At 69.7% G+C, this 16,064-nt stretch carries 18 protein-coding genes; 9 read left to right on the plus strand and 9 right to left on the minus strand.

Annotated elements, in window-relative coordinates:
- Positions 1-18: 18 nt before the first annotated feature.
- The 3 genes from IT779_RS02205 to IT779_RS02215 all read right to left on the minus strand — a co-directional run bounded on the left by IT779_RS02205 (position 19) and on the right by IT779_RS02215 (position 2,061).
- Positions 19-801 carry a sigma-70 family RNA polymerase sigma factor gene (locus tag IT779_RS02205; protein WP_332838612.1) on the minus strand — a complete coding sequence of 261 codons (783 nt, stop codon included), beginning with the start codon at positions 799-801 and terminating at the stop codon, positions 19-21.
- A gap of 142 nt (positions 802-943) precedes the next feature.
- Positions 944-1,678, minus strand: a complete 735-nt coding sequence (locus IT779_RS02210; protein ID WP_196147416.1) for a DUF3159 domain-containing protein — start codon at positions 1,676-1,678, stop codon at positions 944-946.
- Between the two features lie 5 nt (positions 1,679-1,683).
- On the minus strand, positions 1,684-2,061 hold the full coding sequence (locus IT779_RS02215; RefSeq protein ID WP_196147417.1) for an OB-fold nucleic acid binding domain-containing protein: 378 nt from the start codon (positions 2,059-2,061) through the stop codon (positions 1,684-1,686).
- A 168-nt stretch (positions 2,062-2,229) separates the two neighbouring features.
- Here IT779_RS02215 and IT779_RS02220 point away from each other — a divergent pair, with 168 nt between their 5' ends.
- Positions 2,230-2,988 carry an alpha/beta hydrolase family protein gene (locus tag IT779_RS02220; protein ID WP_196147418.1) on the plus strand — a complete coding sequence of 253 codons (759 nt, stop codon included), beginning with the start codon at positions 2,230-2,232 and terminating at the stop codon, positions 2,986-2,988.
- Positions 2,989-2,992: 4 nt separating this feature from the next.
- Here the strand turns inward: IT779_RS02220 and IT779_RS02225 are convergent, their stop codons facing one another.
- Together IT779_RS02225 and dut are read right to left on the minus strand one after the other, a co-directional pair.
- Complete coding sequence (locus tag IT779_RS02225; protein ID WP_196147419.1) at positions 2,993-3,892, minus strand: DUF3710 domain-containing protein; 900 nt, start codon at positions 3,890-3,892, stop codon at positions 2,993-2,995.
- Complete coding sequence (gene dut / locus IT779_RS02230) at positions 3,882-4,367, minus strand: dUTP diphosphatase (RefSeq protein WP_196147763.1); 486 nt, start codon at positions 4,365-4,367, stop codon at positions 3,882-3,884. The genes IT779_RS02225 and dut overlap by 11 nt, the downstream gene beginning before the upstream one ends.
- Positions 4,368-4,541: 174 nt before the next feature.
- Here dut and IT779_RS02235 point away from each other — a divergent pair, with 174 nt between their 5' ends.
- Complete coding sequence (locus tag IT779_RS02235; RefSeq protein WP_196147420.1) at positions 4,542-5,054, plus strand: DUF3093 domain-containing protein; 513 nt, start codon at positions 4,542-4,544, stop codon at positions 5,052-5,054.
- Between the two features lie 204 nt (positions 5,055-5,258).
- Here the strand turns inward: IT779_RS02235 and IT779_RS02240 are convergent, their stop codons facing one another.
- Positions 5,259-5,561, minus strand: coding sequence for a DUF4193 domain-containing protein (locus IT779_RS02240; protein WP_054814135.1), 303 nt, complete (start codon positions 5,559-5,561; stop codon positions 5,259-5,261).
- Positions 5,562-5,937: 376 nt separating this feature from the next.
- Between IT779_RS02240 and cei the strand changes: the two genes are divergently transcribed.
- Positions 5,938-6,612, plus strand: a complete 675-nt coding sequence (gene cei / locus IT779_RS02245) for an envelope integrity protein Cei (protein ID WP_196147421.1) — start codon at positions 5,938-5,940, stop codon at positions 6,610-6,612.
- 68 nt (positions 6,613-6,680) lie between these two features.
- Here cei and IT779_RS02250 read toward each other — a convergent pair whose 3' ends face one another.
- Positions 6,681-7,589: an inositol monophosphatase family protein gene (locus IT779_RS02250; RefSeq protein WP_196147422.1), complete on the minus strand. Its 909-nt coding sequence runs from the start codon at positions 7,587-7,589 to the stop codon at positions 6,681-6,683.
- 208 nt (positions 7,590-7,797) lie between these two features.
- On the opposite strand from IT779_RS02250, the gene ppgK reads away from it, so the two are divergent.
- From ppgK to IT779_RS02270, 4 genes are all read left to right on the plus strand, one after another.
- On the plus strand, positions 7,798-8,556 hold the full coding sequence (gene ppgK / locus IT779_RS02255) for a polyphosphate--glucose phosphotransferase (RefSeq protein WP_196147423.1): 759 nt from the start codon (positions 7,798-7,800) through the stop codon (positions 8,554-8,556).
- A gap of 265 nt (positions 8,557-8,821) precedes the next feature.
- On the plus strand, positions 8,822-10,192 hold the full coding sequence (locus tag IT779_RS02260; RefSeq protein ID WP_196147424.1) for an RNA polymerase sigma factor: 1,371 nt from the start codon (positions 8,822-8,824) through the stop codon (positions 10,190-10,192).
- A 335-nt stretch (positions 10,193-10,527) separates the two neighbouring features.
- Positions 10,528-11,415: an MHYT domain-containing protein gene (locus IT779_RS02265; protein ID WP_196147425.1), complete on the plus strand. Its 888-nt coding sequence runs from the start codon at positions 10,528-10,530 to the stop codon at positions 11,413-11,415.
- A 146-nt stretch (positions 11,416-11,561) separates the two neighbouring features.
- Complete coding sequence (locus IT779_RS02270; protein ID WP_196147426.1) at positions 11,562-12,329, plus strand: rhomboid-like protein; 768 nt, start codon at positions 11,562-11,564, stop codon at positions 12,327-12,329.
- A gap of 11 nt (positions 12,330-12,340) precedes the next feature.
- Here IT779_RS02270 and IT779_RS02275 read toward each other — a convergent pair whose 3' ends face one another.
- Both IT779_RS02275 and IT779_RS02280 read right to left on the minus strand, forming a co-directional pair.
- The gene (locus tag IT779_RS02275) at positions 12,341-13,522 is read right to left on the minus strand and encodes a cation:proton antiporter (protein WP_196147427.1); all 1,182 of its coding nucleotides are present in this window, start codon (positions 13,520-13,522) and stop codon (positions 12,341-12,343) included.
- 3 nt (positions 13,523-13,525) lie between these two features.
- On the minus strand, positions 13,526-14,008 hold the full coding sequence (locus IT779_RS02280; protein ID WP_196147428.1) for a cation:proton antiporter regulatory subunit: 483 nt from the start codon (positions 14,006-14,008) through the stop codon (positions 13,526-13,528).
- Positions 14,009-14,128: 120 nt separating this feature from the next.
- Here IT779_RS02280 and IT779_RS02285 point away from each other — a divergent pair, with 120 nt between their 5' ends.
- Both IT779_RS02285 and IT779_RS02290 read left to right on the plus strand, forming a co-directional pair.
- Entirely contained in the window at positions 14,129-15,364 is a 1,236-nt protein-coding gene (locus IT779_RS02285; RefSeq protein WP_196147429.1) for a sensor histidine kinase, read from the plus strand.
- A complete protein-coding gene (locus tag IT779_RS02290) occupies positions 15,361-16,011 on the plus strand; it encodes a response regulator (RefSeq protein ID WP_196147430.1) in 651 nt (216 codons plus the stop codon). Before IT779_RS02285 ends, IT779_RS02290 begins: the two co-directional genes overlap by 4 nt.
- Positions 16,012-16,064: the final 53 nt, after the last annotated feature.

Here is a 16,064-nt window from a genome sequence, read left to right on the forward strand (position 1 = left end):
GGGGGGGCGCGCCGCTTCTCAACAAACCCCCCCCCCCCCCCCCCCGGGGGGGGGGGGGCCCCCCCCCCCCCCCCCCCACGCCACTTGCAGCTGGGCGCGCAGCTTGTTCAGCGCGCGATGCTGCATGACCCTGACCACGCCCGGGCTGGTGCCGATGGCCTCCGCGGTCTGCGCGGCGCTCCAGCCGAGCACGATGCGCATGACCAGCACCTCGCGGTGGGCCGGGGCGAGGATCTTCATCAGTTCCCTGGTGGCCTCACGCCGCTCGGAGGCCAGCGCCCACTCCTCGGGCCCGGCCGAATCGCACGGCTCGTCGGGCATCTCGGCCATCGGGTAGGTCGGGTGCAGCTGCGAGCGGCGGAACGCGTCGGCGACCTTGTTGGCCGCGATGCCGTAGACGAAGGCCAGGAAGGACTTGCCCTGGTCGCGGTAGCGCGGGATCGCCTTCACGGTGGCGATCAGCACTTCCTGCACCACGTCGTCCGCGGTGACGTGCAGGTGCGCGGTGTTGCCGAGGCGGGCGCCGCAGTAGCGCCGCACCAGCGGGTGGACCAGGCGCACGATATCGGAGACCGCGCGCTGGTCGCCCGCGGCGGCCGGGCCGATCAGGGTGTCGAGTTCGGCGCTGACGCGCCTGCTCTCCGACAGAGCCGGATTGGAGTGCGCGTTGTTCTTGGAGGTGACGGCGCCCCTCGAAGTGACAGCGCTCTTGGCGGTGCCCTTGACGGCCGTCTCGGTGGAGGCCGCGGCATTCTTGGCAGCGCGGGTCCTCGGGGTCGCAATCTTGTGCTCGGTAGCCACTTTCCGAGTCCTTTCCAGCCGATCGTTACGTATCTCGTGTCGACAACGATCGTCTGATGAACTCGAAGCTCGAGCCAGGTACCCCAGGGTGGGGAACACCCCACCTCGGCGGTGGGTCCGTGCCCACCTTGCGCGCCGGGGGTCAGGAGGCGGCGGCCCCGCGCACCGGGAGATGTCCGGCGCGACGCACCGCCCACACCGTGACGGCGAGCGCGACGGCGGTCAGCGGCCACCCCATCGCGATGCGCGCGAAGGCGAGCCAGCCGGTGTGGTCGGAATCGTAGAGCGAGGACTGCACCAGGTAGCGCGCGGCGAAGAGCACCACCCAGGTGGAGGTGGCCACGTCGTAGAGGCGGGTCTGGCGGCGATCGGCGCGCCAGTCGGTGCCGTGCCCGTTCAGATAGCCCCAGATCACGCCGACCAGCGGCCAGCGGGCCAGGATGGAAACCAGGAAGATGCCCGCGTACACGAGGCTGGTGTAGATGCCGAACAGGAAGAAGCCCTTGGCCTCACCCATGCGGTAGGCGATGAAGGCGCAGATGCCGACGCCGAGGAATCCGGAGATCGCGGGCTGGATCGGGCCGCGCTGCCACAGCCGCCAGATCAGGATGGCAGCGGCCACGCCGAGCGCCGACCACACCGCCGCGGTCAGCCCGGCGAGCGCGTTCACCGGAACGAAGACCACCACCGGCAACGTCGAATAGATCAGGCCGCTGATGCCGCCCAGCTGTTCGAGCAGGGTCTGTTCGGCCTTCTCCTCGCGCTCGGGTGGCGCGGCATCGGCGCGTGCGGAGTCGACGCGATGGGCGGCGGATCCGCGCACCCCGGTCTCGGTCGGCGCGCCGGTCTCGGCGCCGTAGTCGTCGCTCGATGGCATACGTGTCAGCTGTTCCCGCGCAATTCGTAGTAGGGGTTGTAGATCACCTTACGGCCGTCGCGGTCCCCGACACGGCCGCGGACCAGGATGCGCCGCCCCGGCTCGATGCCGGGAATGCGGCGCCGCCCGATCCACACCAGGGTGATGGCGTCGGTGCCATCGAAGAACTCCGCCTGCACACTGGCGCCCGCGGCCTTGGGACAGGCCTCGACGCTGCGCAGTCTGCCGAGCATGGTGGCTTCGTCGCCGCGGCGACACTCCGACGCCCGGCACGCTCCCGACGCCTCCGCGGTTTCGGCCAGTTCCTCGGCGTCGAGCTGATCGATGTCCTCGGTCAGTCTGCGGCCCAGACGGCGAAAATATCCTGAGGCAGCGGATGGCATTGCACGCTCTCCTGCTAGAGCAGATGGCATGGGTCGCACGCCATCGTATTTTCCAACGGTCGATCGGCGATCGGCCGTACAACGCCACTCTAGATGCCTCGGGAGGCCCCCGCTACGGACGGCCCGGTGTTCGTCCCGCGGCACCCGGTGCGGCAAGATCGTCGATCCATGGCCTTGAATTCCCCCGAGCGGGTGCGGTTGAAACCTTCGAGTTCGGCGCGGGTAGCCGTGGCGTTGCCGGGAACCGGATCCGATGCCGAGTTCGCGCGAAGCGCGTTCGGCCCCGCGTGCGCCGCGGCGGGCCTGGAACTGATTGCGGTGGAACCAGATCCGCTGGGTGTGGTGGCGAGCTACCGGGCCGCCCTCGAAGCCGCCGCGAGCACGGGCCCGATATTCGCCACCGGCATATCACTGGGTGCGGCGGTGGCCCTGGAATGGGCCGCCGAACATCCCGGGTCGACCGCGGGCGTCATCGCCGCGCTACCCGCGTGGACCGGAACCGACACCGCGGACTGCCCCGCCGCGCTCAGCGCCGCCTTCACCGCGCGACAGCTGCGCGCCGACGGACTCGACGCGGTCGTCGAACGGATGCGGGCGACGAGTCCGCGCTGGCTCGGCGACACCCTCGCCCGGTCCTGGCGCGCCCAGTGGCCGCTGCTGCCCTCGGCGCTGGAGGAGGTCGCCGGATACCCGTGGCCGGGCACCGGGCGCCTCGCCACCGCGGGCATCCCGGTGGCGGTGGTGGCCGCCACCGATGACGCGGTGCATCCGATCGAGGTGGGCGAACAGTGGGCGCGCCTGCTTCCGACGGCCGCGCTGCGCCGGATCACCCTCGACGAACTCGGGGACGATCCGGCGATCCTCGGCAGACTCGGATTCGCCGCCTTCGGCTTTCCCGTCGTCGACGGGGGCGAACCGCTCGGGTGACCCGTCAGGTCAGCCCGAGCTGCTGCATCGCCGAACCGTCGGCGCCGCGGCGCGGCTCCTGCGGCATGCGCGGCGGAATGACGCTGGCGGGCGTCGCCTGCGCAGCGGCTTGGGCGGCCAACTGCTGTTGCTGCGCCTCGACCTGCGCCTGATGGGCGGCGGCCAACTGCTCGGCCAACTGCGGCGGCAGCACCACCGGCAGCGGATCGCGCACCGGCAGCGGATCGGTGCCGCGCCGGATGACCGTCTCGCGCAGGATCGCGCGCGCGGCGGCGATGAGCGGCGTGCCGTCGTCGGCCGAGCCGGACGGGCCCGCGGCGACCAGGCGAACCATCCACCGGTAGCCGTCGATGCCGATGAAACGCAGGTCGGCGCCCTCGGTCACGGCGAGCAACTCGCGGCCCCAAGGACCGGATTCCACCGCGACCCGCGCGCCGTCCTTGCGCAGCGACTCGGCCAGATCCGCGGCCACCGTGCGCCACTGCCCCGGCGACTTGGGCGCCGCGTAGGCCGCGACGGTGAGCCTGCCGTGATCGGTCGCCAGATGGACCGCCTGCGGGGTCCCGTCCGGTGTCATCTCCACCTGGAGCTGACCGCCGGGCGGCACCGGAAGGATCACCGAACCCAGGTCGAGTCGCTGATCGTTGACGTCGGTGAGCAGTTCGGCGACGTCGTCGAAGTCGTAGGGACCCGCCTTCTTCGCGTCGGCGGGGTCGATGGTCGGGATGTCGGCGGTGTCGGCGTCCTCGTCGATGTCGAGGTCGTCGTAGTCGGCGTCGTAATCGACACCGTCGTAGGAGTCGCCCTCGTATGCCGCGTCGTCATATTCCGCGGCGTAGGACTCGTCGTCGTAGTAGGTCTCGTCGTAGTCCAGGTCGGCGCTTTTCTTCTTCTTACCGAACATCGCCGGTCTCCGCCTTCCGCTCACCGTCCGACAAGCTCGCGTGCCCGCCGCTCGAGCCGTAACCACCCGTACCGCGCGCGGTCTCGTCCAACGACTCGACCTCGACGAAATCCACCAACTCCACCCGCTGCACCAACAGTTGCGCGATCCGGTCGCCCCGGCGCAGCTCGATGGGAGTGCGCGGATCGTGATTGATCAGGCACACCTTGATCTCGCCGCGATAGCCCGCGTCCACGGTGCCGGGAGTGTTCACCACCGAGAGCCCGGTCTTGGCGGCAAGCCCCGAGCGGGGATGGACCAGGCCGACGGTGCCCACCGGAAGCGCCACCGCGACACCCGTGCCGACCAGCACGCGTTCCCCCGGTTCGATGACGACGTCCTCGGTGGTGCACAGGTCGACGCCCGCGTCGCCCGCGTGCGCGCGCGTAGGCACCGGTATGCCCGGATCCAGCCGCAGCAACGCGACCGCGCCGATCGGCGCGGCACTCGCGACGGGCTCGACGGCCGTCGCGGTGATCGATTCGCTCACGGCCGCGCCTCACCGGCGCTCGACCGGACCGAGAGCCGGGGTGATGTGTCTACGGTTCGCTCCCTCACGGTTGACGAGCCTACGCGCACGCCCACGAGCGCCGTGACTTAGTGTTGAGTCGTGTCGGACCAGCCCAACCCAGCCGTGACGGACAACAAGACACCGGCCGCGCACGCCTACCGCGAGCGCCTGTGGGTGCCGCTGTGGTGGTGGCCGATCGCCTTCGCCGTCACCGGTCTGCTCGCGGCAGAGATCCATATGGGCGCGCCCGGTCTGCGGGCCTGGCTGCCGTACGTGTTGTTGCTCCCGGTGCCGGTCTGGGCGCTGATCTGGCTCGGCAGGCACCGCGTCGAGGTGCGCGCCGATGCCGATGGCACGCCGGAACTGCACGCCGACCGAGCCCACCTCCCGGTGAGCTTCGTCTCGCGCGCGGCCGTCGTCGCTCCCACGGCCAAGAGCGCGGCGCTCGGTCGTCAACTCGACCCCGCCGCCTATGTGTGTCACCGCCCCTGGGTGGGGCCGATGGTCCTGCTCGTCCTCGACGACCCCGACGATCCGACGCCGTACTGGCTGATCAGTACCCGTCGACCGGAAAAGGTCCTCGCCGCGCTCGGACTACCGAGCGCGGGCTGAATCGAGGCCGAGATCCACAACTGGAAGATCCGCGGCTGAAAGATCCGCGGCGGAAAGGCAGGCCGAATCAGGGCTGTGATCCGGCCGTCGATCCGGCCTTCGCGGGTATCCGATCCCCGCTGTCGCGTCTTGCCTGAAGAACAGCCCGCCTCGAGAGCAGGCAGCGTGACCCGGAACGGGTCGTGCGGCCTGTCCCGGTACGGGTCAGGCGGCGCAATCCATGCAGATCAACTGTCCGCCCGCCTCGCTGGCGAGCCTGCTCCGGTGATGGACCAGGAAACAGCTGGAACAGGTGAACTCGTCGGCCTGCTTCGGGATGACCCGAACCGTCAGCACTTCCTCGGACAGATCCGCGCCGGGAAGTTCGAACGACTCCGCGGTATCGGATTCGTCGATATCCACGACGGCGGACTGTGCCTCGTTGCGACGAGCCTTCAGCTCCTCCAGCGAATCTTCCGACACATCGTCGGATTCGGTGCGCCTCGGTGCGTCATAGTCGGTTGCCATGTCGTCTTCCCCTCGTCCTTACTCCGTATATCCCGGACCGGCTCGTGTCACGCCGATTCCTGCCGGAATCCGTGTGCCCCGGACCGCCCCGCCGGTGGCGCACATCACACATGCACCGTTGCTCTCTCGGGTGTGATCACATCGATCCACTCCCGACAGCGCTCGGTAAACGCAGGACATGCCCTACTTGTTCCCGCGACCGACCACCGATTTCGCCGCTGGTGATTCGATCTGGGCCGCCAGACAATAGCGGACCGCACGGCAAAAGTCGCAATCAAAACACAGACGAGTCGAAACCGACGGGTAATCGACACCGGCCGTCGAACTCGCCGAGACCTTTCGCACCGACCGCGCTCGGCTTTCGTAGAGTGTGCTGGTGGTTTCACTGATCACCGAAGGCAGCGCAACGGACCCCAGGGGACGACCCTATCTCCGTAGACGCCCACGCCCATGGCTCATCATGCTCGGCATCATGGCGTTGATCTGCGCCGTCGTGTGGATCAAGGCGCTGACGACGCAGGACGCCGACACCTCCGCGATGGCCTGCAACTCCCCCAGTCCGGCCAGCGATCCCGGCGCGGCGGCGCCCGCGAAGCTGGGCGACCGGGTCGGGGCGTCGCGCTTACAGGTCGTCGAGCCGGCTCCGCTGGCGAACAGCAAGGTCAGGGTGCTGAACGCGAACAACCAGCGCGGCCAGGCCGCGCACGTCGCGGCCCAGCTCGGCGACCTCGGCTTCGCGAGCGCGCCGGGCACGCAGTACGGCAACGATTCGGTATACGTCAACGGCGACCTGGAATGCGCCGGACAGATCCGTTTCGGGGTCAACGGCCGCTCCGCCGCCGCGTCGGTGCAATTGGTCACACCGTGCGCGGAACTGATCGAGGACCCGCGCGCCGACGACACCGTCGACCTCGTACTCGGTTCGCTCTTCCGGGAGATCCGGCCGAGCAACGACGCCGAGGAAGTGCTGCGCGCGCTGAAGAACGCCACGCCCGGCGGTGGCTCCATCGATATGTCACTGCTCGAGGCCGCCCGCACCGCGCGCTGCTGAGGCCGCACCCGAACGGCGACGGCCGGAACCCTTGTCGGGTTCCGGCCGTCGGCGTGTCTCGGGACCGGTCAGCGATCCGGAATGGGGTCGGTCGCGCCGACCGAGGCGAGCAGCGCGTGCAGTTCGGCCGCGATGCCGGGGGCCGCGGCGACCACAAGGTCACCGTCGACGCCCGGCGCCGCGGCCGGTGGCAACAGCAGCAGCGCGCCCGACTCGGCGGCGACCAGCGCGCCCGCGCCCCAATCCCACGCGTTGAGCCCGTGTTCGAAGTAGGCGTCGACCCGGCCCGCGGCGACGTAGCACAGGTCGAGCGCGGCGGCGCCGAAGCGGCGGATGTCACGCACCCTCGGCAGGATCTCGGCGATCAGCGCGGCCTGCCTGGTCCTGCGGTGGGTGCCGTAGGCGAAGCCGGTGGCGACCAGGGCCAGCGACACCGAGTCGACCGGCGTGCAGCGCAGATGCTCCACGGCGCCGTCGGCGTCGACGCAGATCGCGCCGAGGCCGAGTCCGGCGCTGTAGGTGACCGCGCGGGCGACGTCGACGACCGCGCCCGCGACCGAGCGGCCGCCGCGCATCGCCGCCACCGAGACCGCGTAGCCCGGCACGCCGTAGAGGAAGTTGACGGTGCCGTCGATGGGGTCGATGACCCAGTGCACCGCGTCGCCCTCGGCGCCGACGCGCGCGCCGCCGCCCTCCTCGCCGAGCACGAGATCGTCGGGCCGCGCCTCGGCCAGGCGCGCGCGGATCAGTTCCTCGGCCTCGGTGTCGACGACGGTGACCGGATCGGTCGGATGGTCCTTGGTGCGGACGGCGTCCTCGGCCGCGGCCCCCGCCGGGCCGAACACCTCCGGGCGTCGGGCGCGCACGTGCGCGGCGGCGGATTCGGCGAGATCGACCGCGATGCGGCGCAGTTCGGCCACCTCTTCCGGTGGCAGGTCGACGGATTCGGCAGCGACTGACGTGGTGGATTCGGGCACGCACCCATCGCATCACATATCCGCCGGCGTGCGCAGCACCGAACTCCCATTACTCTTGTCGTGCACGACACAACGCCGCGTCGGGCATCCCCGTCATCTCCGTACCCCGGACGCGTGGGAGCCGCCGCGGCAGCGCTGTCACAACCGGCCGGTAGGCGTCCGACCGGATCGTCCGCACACACCACGCATACGGAACGAGGGGTTGGTCATGTCCGCTCGGGGGCACGCATTCGGCATCGATATCGGCGGCAGCGGCGTGAAGGGCGCCGCGGTCGACCTGGCCACCGGCGAGTTGCTCCACGACCGGATCAAGATCCCGACACCGCATCCGGCCACCCCGCAGGCCATCGCCGACGCGGTGGCGAAACTGGTCGCCGAGGCCGAGTGGGACGGACCGGTAGGTATCACTTTGCCCTCGGTGGTACTCGACGGCGTCGCCCGCACCGCCGCCAACATCGACAGGGCGTGGATCGGCACCGACGCGAGGACGCTGTTCTCCGCCACCCTCGGCGGACGCACGGTCTCGGTGCTCAACGACGCCGACGCCGCCGGACTCGCCGAGGACCGGTACGGCGCGGCAAAGGATTTCGACGGGCTGGTGCTGCTGCTGACCTTCGGCACCGGCATCGGGTCGGCGCTGCTCTACAACGGCACGCTGGTCCCGAACTCCGAACTCGGCCACCTCGAGATCGGTGGGCGCGAGACCGAGCACCGCGCGGCGGCCTCGATCAAGGATCGCGACGGCCTCAGCTATCCGCAGTGGGCCGCGGAGGTCAGCACGGTGCTGATCGGCCTGGAGAACCTGTTCTGGCCGAAGATCATCGTCGCGGGCGGCGGCATCAGCCGCGACTCGGATCAGTGGATTCCCTTGCTCACCAACCGGACTCCGGTGCTGCCCGCCCATCTGCGCAACACCGCGGGCATCGTCGGCGCCGCGATGGCGATCGATTCCGGCCTGTTCCCGTGACCGCCAGGCCCGGCCGCCTACGGCGTCGGCCCGGCCCGCGACACACCCGGCGAACACCACGGGGAGCACCGCAGCCGCGCAGGTGACGCGACACCGCAATACGCAAGGTGGCCATGGGTACCCTGGTTGGATCGTTACAATGGAACATGCCCGGCGGTGAGCCGGAGAAACCCGACCGGCCCTCCGCCGGTGAAACCCGACAGACCGCTCCGCCGGATCACCACTCTGGCGTGACGCCGCACGAGACCGTCACGAAAGGGCGTACGTGGTAGCCACGACCCGTCAGACCGCCGAATCGGCCGACGCCGACTCCGCAGATGTAACCGAAGCACGGCCGGTCCGCAAGGCTGCCGCGAAGAAGGCCCCGGCGAAGAAGGCCGCCGCCAAGAAGGCTCCGGCGAAGAAGGCCGCCGCGAAGAAGGCGCCCGCCAAGAAGGCCGCCGCCAAGAAAGTGGGCCCCGACGGCGAGCCGGGCACCGACGAAGCACTCGAGGACGAGTCGATCGGAGACCTCGAGGAACTCGAGGACCTCGAGGTCTCCGAAGACGATCTCGCCGACGAGACCGAAGATCTCGTCGAGGAGGCCGCCGAGGAGACCACCGAGGAGGCAGAGGCCGACGAGCCGACCGCGGCCGACAAGGCCAGTGGCGATTTCGTCTGGGACGAAGAGGAGTCCGAGGCGCTGCGCCAGGCGCGCAAGGACGCCGAGCTCACCGCCTCCGCCGACTCGGTGCGCGCCTACCTCAAGCAGATCGGCAAGGTCGCCCTGCTCAACGCCGAGGAGGAGGTCGAACTCGCCAAGCGGATCGAGGCCGGTCTCTACGCGGCGGAGAAGGTCAGGGAGTGGGCCGACGCGGGCGAGAAGCTGCCGGTGGCCACCCGTCGCGATTTCAACTGGATCGTGCGCGACGGCAACCGCGCCAAGAACCACCTGCTCGAGGCCAACCTGCGCCTCGTGGTCTCGCTGGCCAAGCGCTACACCGGCCGCGGCATGGCCTTCCTCGACCTCATCCAGGAAGGCAACCTCGGCCTGATCCGCGCCGTGGAGAAGTTCGACTACACCAAGGGCTACAAGTTCTCCACGTACGCCACCTGGTGGATCCGGCAGGCCATCACCCGCGCCATGGCCGACCAGGCCCGCACCATCCGCATCCCGGTGCACATGGTCGAGGTCATCAACAAGCTCGGGCGCATCCAGCGCGAGCTGCTCCAGGACCTGGGCCGCGAGCCCACCCCGGAGGAGCTGGCCAAGGAAATGGACATCACGCCGGAGAAGGTGCTGGAGATCCAGCAGTACGCGCGCGAGCCCATCTCCCTCGATCAGACCATCGGCGACGAGGGCGACAGCCAGCTCGGCGACTTCATCGAGGATTCCGAAGCGGTCGTCGCGGTCGACGCGGTGAGTTTCACGCTGTTGCAGGATCAACTCCAGTCGGTGCTGGAGACCCTGTCCGAGCGCGAGGCGGGCGTGGTGCGCCTGCGGTTCGGCCTCACCGACGGCCAGCCGCGCACCCTCGACGAGATCGGCCAGGTGTACGGGGTCACCCGCGAGCGCATCCGTCAGATCGAGTCCAAGACCATGAGCAAGTTGCGCCACCCGAGCCGCTCTCAGGTGCTGCGGGACTATCTCGACTGAATTCGCGTGTCCCGGATCGAGCCGCCTACCCGCACCGGTGGGCGGCTCGATCTATTTTTGCGGACCGAATCATGCGAGCCCGAGCCAGTGTTCGCGGCGAGGCAATTGTATAGCGTTGTCACACAATATCTTTCGCTTGCCTGCTCACAGCAGTGCACTCGACGCACGGCGTGACGGCGGAGCGTATCCGGGCATTGCTCGAGCAAACTTAAATGTGACTGACGTCACCGAGTGGGATTCCTTTTTAATGCACGGTCGACCACACCCGGCCGTATCGTCTGAGCGACCAATCAGTCCGGTTCCGCCGGACCGACTCAGCCGGTAGCGGGGATCCAGTGCTACACATTGACCATTTCAGTTACGGGTGGCTGACGCCCGTGCTGGCCTACATCATGTCCTTCGTCGGTTCACTGCTCGGATTGCAGTGCGCCGCGCGCGCCCGCGCGGGTGAGAGCAGGCCACTATGGCTCGGGCTGGCCGCACTGGCCATCGGCGGCACCGGCATCTGGGTCATGCATTTCATCGCGATGCTCGGGTTTTCGATCCGGGGCGCACAGATCCGCTTCGACGTCCCGGTCACGCTCCTGAGCGCCGCCACCGCCGTCGTCGTGGTTGGCATCGGCCTCGCACTCGTGCTGGCGCCGCAACCACATCCGCTCGCGCTCGGCGCGGGCGGCACGATCACCGGCCTCGGCGTCGGCGGCATGCACTACACCGGCATGTTCGCGATGAAATCCAACGCGGAGATCAGCTACGACTGGCGAATCGTAGTGCTGTCACTGGTGATCGCCGTCGTAGCGGCCACCGCGGCCCTCTGGTTCACCGTTCACGTACGCGGTATGACCGCCGCCGTAGGCGCCTCACTGATCATGGGCGTAGCGGTCTGCGGCATGCACTACACCGGCATGGCAGGCACCCACGCGCACCTCGGTCACCATGGCGCCCCCACCGGCACCGACCCGCTGTCCATGCTCGCCCCCCTGATCGTGGCCAGCAGCCTGATCACCATGCTCCTGCTGATCGCGGTAAGCCTGACCTCGATCGAACGCGACATGGACATCGACCTGCCACCGGTCCGCCCCGCCACCGTACGACCGACCACCGACGACATAGCCCCACCTCCGAAAGACATGTTCCCCGAACCGGATAACTTCGGCCGAACCATCCCTCCCGACCCGGTGGGAACCCCGTACTGGCCATCGACCCGCCCACCGGCCCGCTGACCCAGCCCGTCGGGTAGGCCGAAACCCTCAACTCCATACGGGCAGGCAATCCCCAAACCCTCCGAACAACCCACCCACGTACCCCGAAACCCGCAGTTCACCCGGCCCACCCCACCAACTGCCTCAACACACGGCAGACTCATACCGTGGACGCCACCCCCCTTGCGCGAACACCGTCCCCCTGGACCGACACCATCAGCCTCCGCGAGGAATTACGCACCGCCGCGGACCACCTACGCGCCCCACGCCTGCTCCACCGAATCCTCCCCGCCATCCGCGCCCACCTCGGCGCCGCCCCCGCCAGCACCGCCTACGCTTTCACCCTGTTCATAACGTGGTGGACCCTACGCGGAGTAGGCCCCGCCGTGGAACGCCGCCTGATCCTGTCGGCCTCCACGAACCTCTACAACATGCGCCACAACCCGGTCCAGGTACTGGTCGCCTCGGCCTTCTGGACCGAGGGCGACTTCCCTTGGCTGACCATCGCCGAATTCCTGGTCCTGATGGCCGCCGCCGAACGCTGGCTCGGCACCACCCGCTGGATCGCCTTGTTCGCGACCGGCCACATCGGCGCGACCCTGCTCACCGTGACCGCAATAGATCACGCCATCGACCGCGGCCTGATCCCCGTACGCGTCGCCATGGCCGCCGACGTCGGCACCAGCTACGGATTCACCGCGGTCCTGGCGGCCATGGCCTTCCGCTTCCGCGGCTTGGTGCGCCTGCTGTGGGCCTGCGCACTGTTGGCGGTGCTGCTGACCGCACTCGGTTTCGGCCCGACCTTCACCGACTACGGACACCTCTGCGCCGCGGTCATCGGCTTGCTGGTCGGATCCGTCGCAAGCGTGTTCTGGCGCAGAATCGAACGCTACCGCGCCGCTCGCGCGGTAGCGGAGACCGCGGAACAGCACTGAGCGGGCCCGTATCAACCCGAGACAGCGGGGCCGGTGCGCCGCTGGAACGCACCGAACACCGGTTCGGCCACCCTGGCCACCACCGGCCCGAGTATCGCCATCAACAGCACGTAGGCCGAGGCAAGCGCCGCGAGGTCCCCGTCGACCGCGCCGATGGTCACGGCCAGCCCCGCGATGACGATCGAGAACTCACCGCGCGCCACCAGCGCCGCGCCGGTGCGGGCGCGCCCCATCCGTCCGATGCCTTGCCGCGCCGCCGCCCACCAGCCGGTGCCGACCTTGGTGAGCAGGGTGAGCGCCGCGAGCAGGATCGCCCAGCCGAGCACCGGCGGGATCGCCTGCGGATCGGTGCTCAGCCCGAACGCGACGAAGAAGATGGCGGCGAACAGGTCGCGCAGCGGTTCCAGCAGTTTCGCGGCTTCGGCCGCGGTGGATCCCGAGATGGCGATGCCGAGCAGGAAGGCGCCCACCGCGGCGGAGACGTTGAGCGCCGAGGCCGCGCCCGCGACCAGCAGCGCCGCGCCGAGCAGTTTCAGCAGGAACACCTCGTTGTCGGAGCTGTCGACGATGGCCGAGACGTAGCGCCCGTAGCGCAGCGCGACCACGAGCACCAGGGTGACCGTGGCCAGCGCGATCCCGAGCCCTTCCAGCCCGGCGAACAGGCTCATGCCCGCCAGCACGGTGGTGAGCACCGGCAGGTAGATCGCCATCGTCAGATCCTCGAACACCAGGATCGACAGGATGACCGGGGTTTCGCGGTTGCCGAGCCTGCCGAGGTCGTTGAGCACCTTGGCGACGATGCCCGAGGAGGAGATGTAGGTGACCCCGGCCATCGTGATGGCCCCCTCGAAGCCCCAGCCGAGCAGCAGGGCCACCAGCGCGCCCGGTGTGGCGTTGGCGACGATGTCGACCAGTCCCGCCGCCCACGAGCGCCGCAGGCCGGTCACGAGTTCGGCGGCGGTGTACTCGAGGCCGAGCAGCAGCAGGAGCAGGACGACGCCGATCTCACTGGCGATCTGGCCGAATTCGTTGGCCGCGCCGAGTTCGACGAATCCGCCTTGTCCGAAGGCGAGTCCGCCGAGCAGGTACAGCGGGATGGGCGACATGCCGACCCGGTCGGCGACGCGGCCGAGCATTCCCAGCGCGAACAACACCGCCCCGAGCTCGAGTAACGCGAGCGCGGTGGCGTGCACGGGTCACCCGTGCGACAGGATCTTCGCGGCGGCGTCGAGGCCGTCCGGGGTGCCGACGACCACGAGCACGTCGTCGGCGGCGAAGGTGAAATCGGGGCCGGGCGATGGATGCAGCTGACCCGCGCGCATGACCGCGACGATGGACGCCTTGGTGCGGGTGCGCATGGCGGTCTCGCCGAGTGTGCGCCCCTCGTAGGGGGAATCGGAGTTCACCGGGAGTTGCCTGGTGGTGATTCCCGGTAGCTCGCGGTGGTCCTCGCGGAGTTGTTCGACCAGCTGCGGCGCGCCGAGCAGATTCGCCAGGACCGCGGCTTCGTCGGTGGTGAGCGGGATCTGCGCGGCACAGGCGTCGGGATCGTCGAGTTTGGAGACGATCAGATCGATGCCGCCGTCGCGGTGGTCGACCACACCGATGCGGCGGCCGGAGCGGGCCTGGAAGTCCTTGCGTACCCCGATTCCGGGCAATGCGGTGACATCGACGTTCACCTCTCCACACTAACTCTCGACGCGCCCGTCGCGCCGGACAGCCCCGTCGGCGCGGCTCGCCGATGCGACTCATCAGTTCGACCGACTCGCCGACGGCGCGCGCTGTGCTGTGATGGGGCGATGAAGCGGTGGGCTGCGCTGTCGGATACCGCACAGGATGTGCTGATCGCACTGTTCGGGTTCGCCGTCGGCGCGGTGCTCTACGCGTCCGGTCTGTACCCGATGTCCGGCGGGGCGACCCGGCAGCCGCTGTGGACGCGGTTCGCGGTGCTCACCCTGCTCTGCGCGGTGGCGTTGTGGCGGCGACGGCGCCCCGTGGTCGCGCTGGCCGCCGGACTCGTGCCGTTCGGCCTCGACCTGGCGCTCGGCGCGACGGTGCCGGTGTGGCTGCTGTACTCCGACCTGATCTACGCGGCCGTCCTCTACGGCGCCCGCGCGCGGGCGAGGGCGGTCCTGTGGATCTGCGCCGCCGTATCCGCCACGCTGACCGTCGGGATCTTCGTTGCCACCGGCGACTGGCGGAATCTGGCGTTGGCCTGCGCCTGCGCGCTCGCCTTCGTCGGCACCCCGATCTGGTGGGCGCTGCAGGTGCGCACCCACAAGGAGATCGCCGCCGCCGAACGCCACCGCGCGCAGGCGATGTCGCTGGTGGCCGATCTGGACCGACGCGCCGCCATCGCCGACGAGCGCACCACCATGGCACGCGACCTGCACGACGTGATCGCCGGACATCTCAGCGCCATCGCACTGCAATCCGAGGCCGCGCTCGGGGTGCTCGGCCGCCGCGAGGACGATCCGGTGTCCGGGATCATGGGTTCGATCCGCGCCAACAGCGTCGAGGCCCTGCGGGAGATGCGCACGATGATCGGCCTGTTGCGCGACGACGGCGACGACGAGGAGACCGCGGCGCCGCGCGGGCTCGACCAGTTGCCGATTCTGGCGGACGCGGCGCGGGCCGCCGGAACCGTCGTGCGGGTGCGGGATTCGCGCGGGTGCGCGGCGCTGCCGAGGGCGGTGGACCAGGCCGCCTATCGCATCGCGCAGGAGGCGCTGACCAACGCCATGAAACACGCGCCGGGCCGGGCCGTAGACCTCACCGTCCGCGCCGACGCGACGAGTCTGCTGCTCTCGGTCCGCAATCCGCTGCCCGCGCCCGGCCACTCGCGCGCCGAGAGCGCGACCGGACATCGCGGCCTGGCGAATATGCGGCAACGCGCCACGGTCCTCGGCGGCACCTTGCGCGCGGGCCGTGACCGGTCCGACTGGGAGGTCCGCGCCGAACTCCCACTGACCGACACCGGCGCGCGGGCGGACATCGCGCGCGGACTCGTCCGCGAGAATCGGGAGGGTAGATGACGATTCGAGTGCTGATCGCCGATGACCACGGCGCGATCCGCGTCGGTCTGCGGATGATCCTCGACGACGCCGACGGCATCGAGGTGGTCGGCGAGGCCGCCGACGGAGATATCGCGATCCGCCAGGCCAGGGCATTGCGCCCGGATGTGGTGCTGATGGATGTGCGGATGCCCGGCGTCGACGGCATCACCGCCACCGAGCGGATCACCGCCGACGGCCTGGCCGAGGTCCTTGTGCTCACCACCTTCGACCTGGACGACTACGTGCTGCGCACCCTGCGCGCCGGCGCGTCCGGATTCATCCTCAAGTCGACTTCGGCTCGCGCGCTGGTGGATTCGGTGCGCGCGGTGGCCGCGGGCGACGGGGTGCTCGCACCGGAGGTGACGCGCGCGGTGATCAGCGGCTTCGCCGCGGGCGATGCCGAGACCGCGGCCGCCCCCGTCGGGCTCGACGAACTGACCGAGCGCGAACGCGAGGTGCTCGACTGCCTCGGCGACGGCCTGTCCAACGCCCAGATCGCGGCCCGTCTGTTCATCGGGCAGACCACCGTGAAGACCCACGTGTCACGAGTGCTGACCAAACTGGGCGTGCGGTCGCGGGTGCAGGCCGCGATCCTCGTGCGCGGGCTCGACGGTCGAGCGGACTGAGTCGAGTCACGGTGAGAAGATTTCGATCGGGCCGAGGCTCGACCGGGCCGCGT

Origin of the sequence: Nocardia bovistercoris, from assembly GCF_015674855.1 — a bacterium.
Lineage (GTDB): Bacteria > Actinomycetota > Actinomycetes > Mycobacteriales > Mycobacteriaceae > Nocardia > Nocardia bovistercoris.

Coding starts and splice junctions, on each gene's coding strand:
- IT779_RS02210 (WP_196147416.1), bottom strand. CDS start 1,678: ATGCCATCGAGCGACGACTACGGCGCCGAGACCGGCGCGCCGACCGAG.
- IT779_RS02215 (WP_196147417.1), bottom strand. CDS start 2,061: ATGCCATCCGCTGCCTCAGGATATTTTCGCCGTCTGGGCCGCAGACTG.
- IT779_RS02220 (WP_196147418.1), top strand. CDS start 2,230: ATGGCCTTGAATTCCCCCGAGCGGGTGCGGTTGAAACCTTCGAGTTCG.
- IT779_RS02225 (WP_196147419.1), bottom strand. CDS start 3,892: ATGTTCGGTAAGAAGAAGAAAAGCGCCGACCTGGACTACGACGAGACC.
- IT779_RS02240 (WP_054814135.1), bottom strand. CDS start 5,561: ATGGCAACCGACTATGACGCACCGAGGCGCACCGAATCCGACGATGTG.
- ppgK (WP_196147423.1), top strand. CDS start 7,798: ATGTCCGCTCGGGGGCACGCATTCGGCATCGATATCGGCGGCAGCGGC.
- IT779_RS02285 (WP_196147429.1), top strand. CDS start 14,129: ATGAAGCGGTGGGCTGCGCTGTCGGATACCGCACAGGATGTGCTGATC.
- IT779_RS02290 (WP_196147430.1), top strand. CDS start 15,361: ATGACGATTCGAGTGCTGATCGCCGATGACCACGGCGCGATCCGCGTC.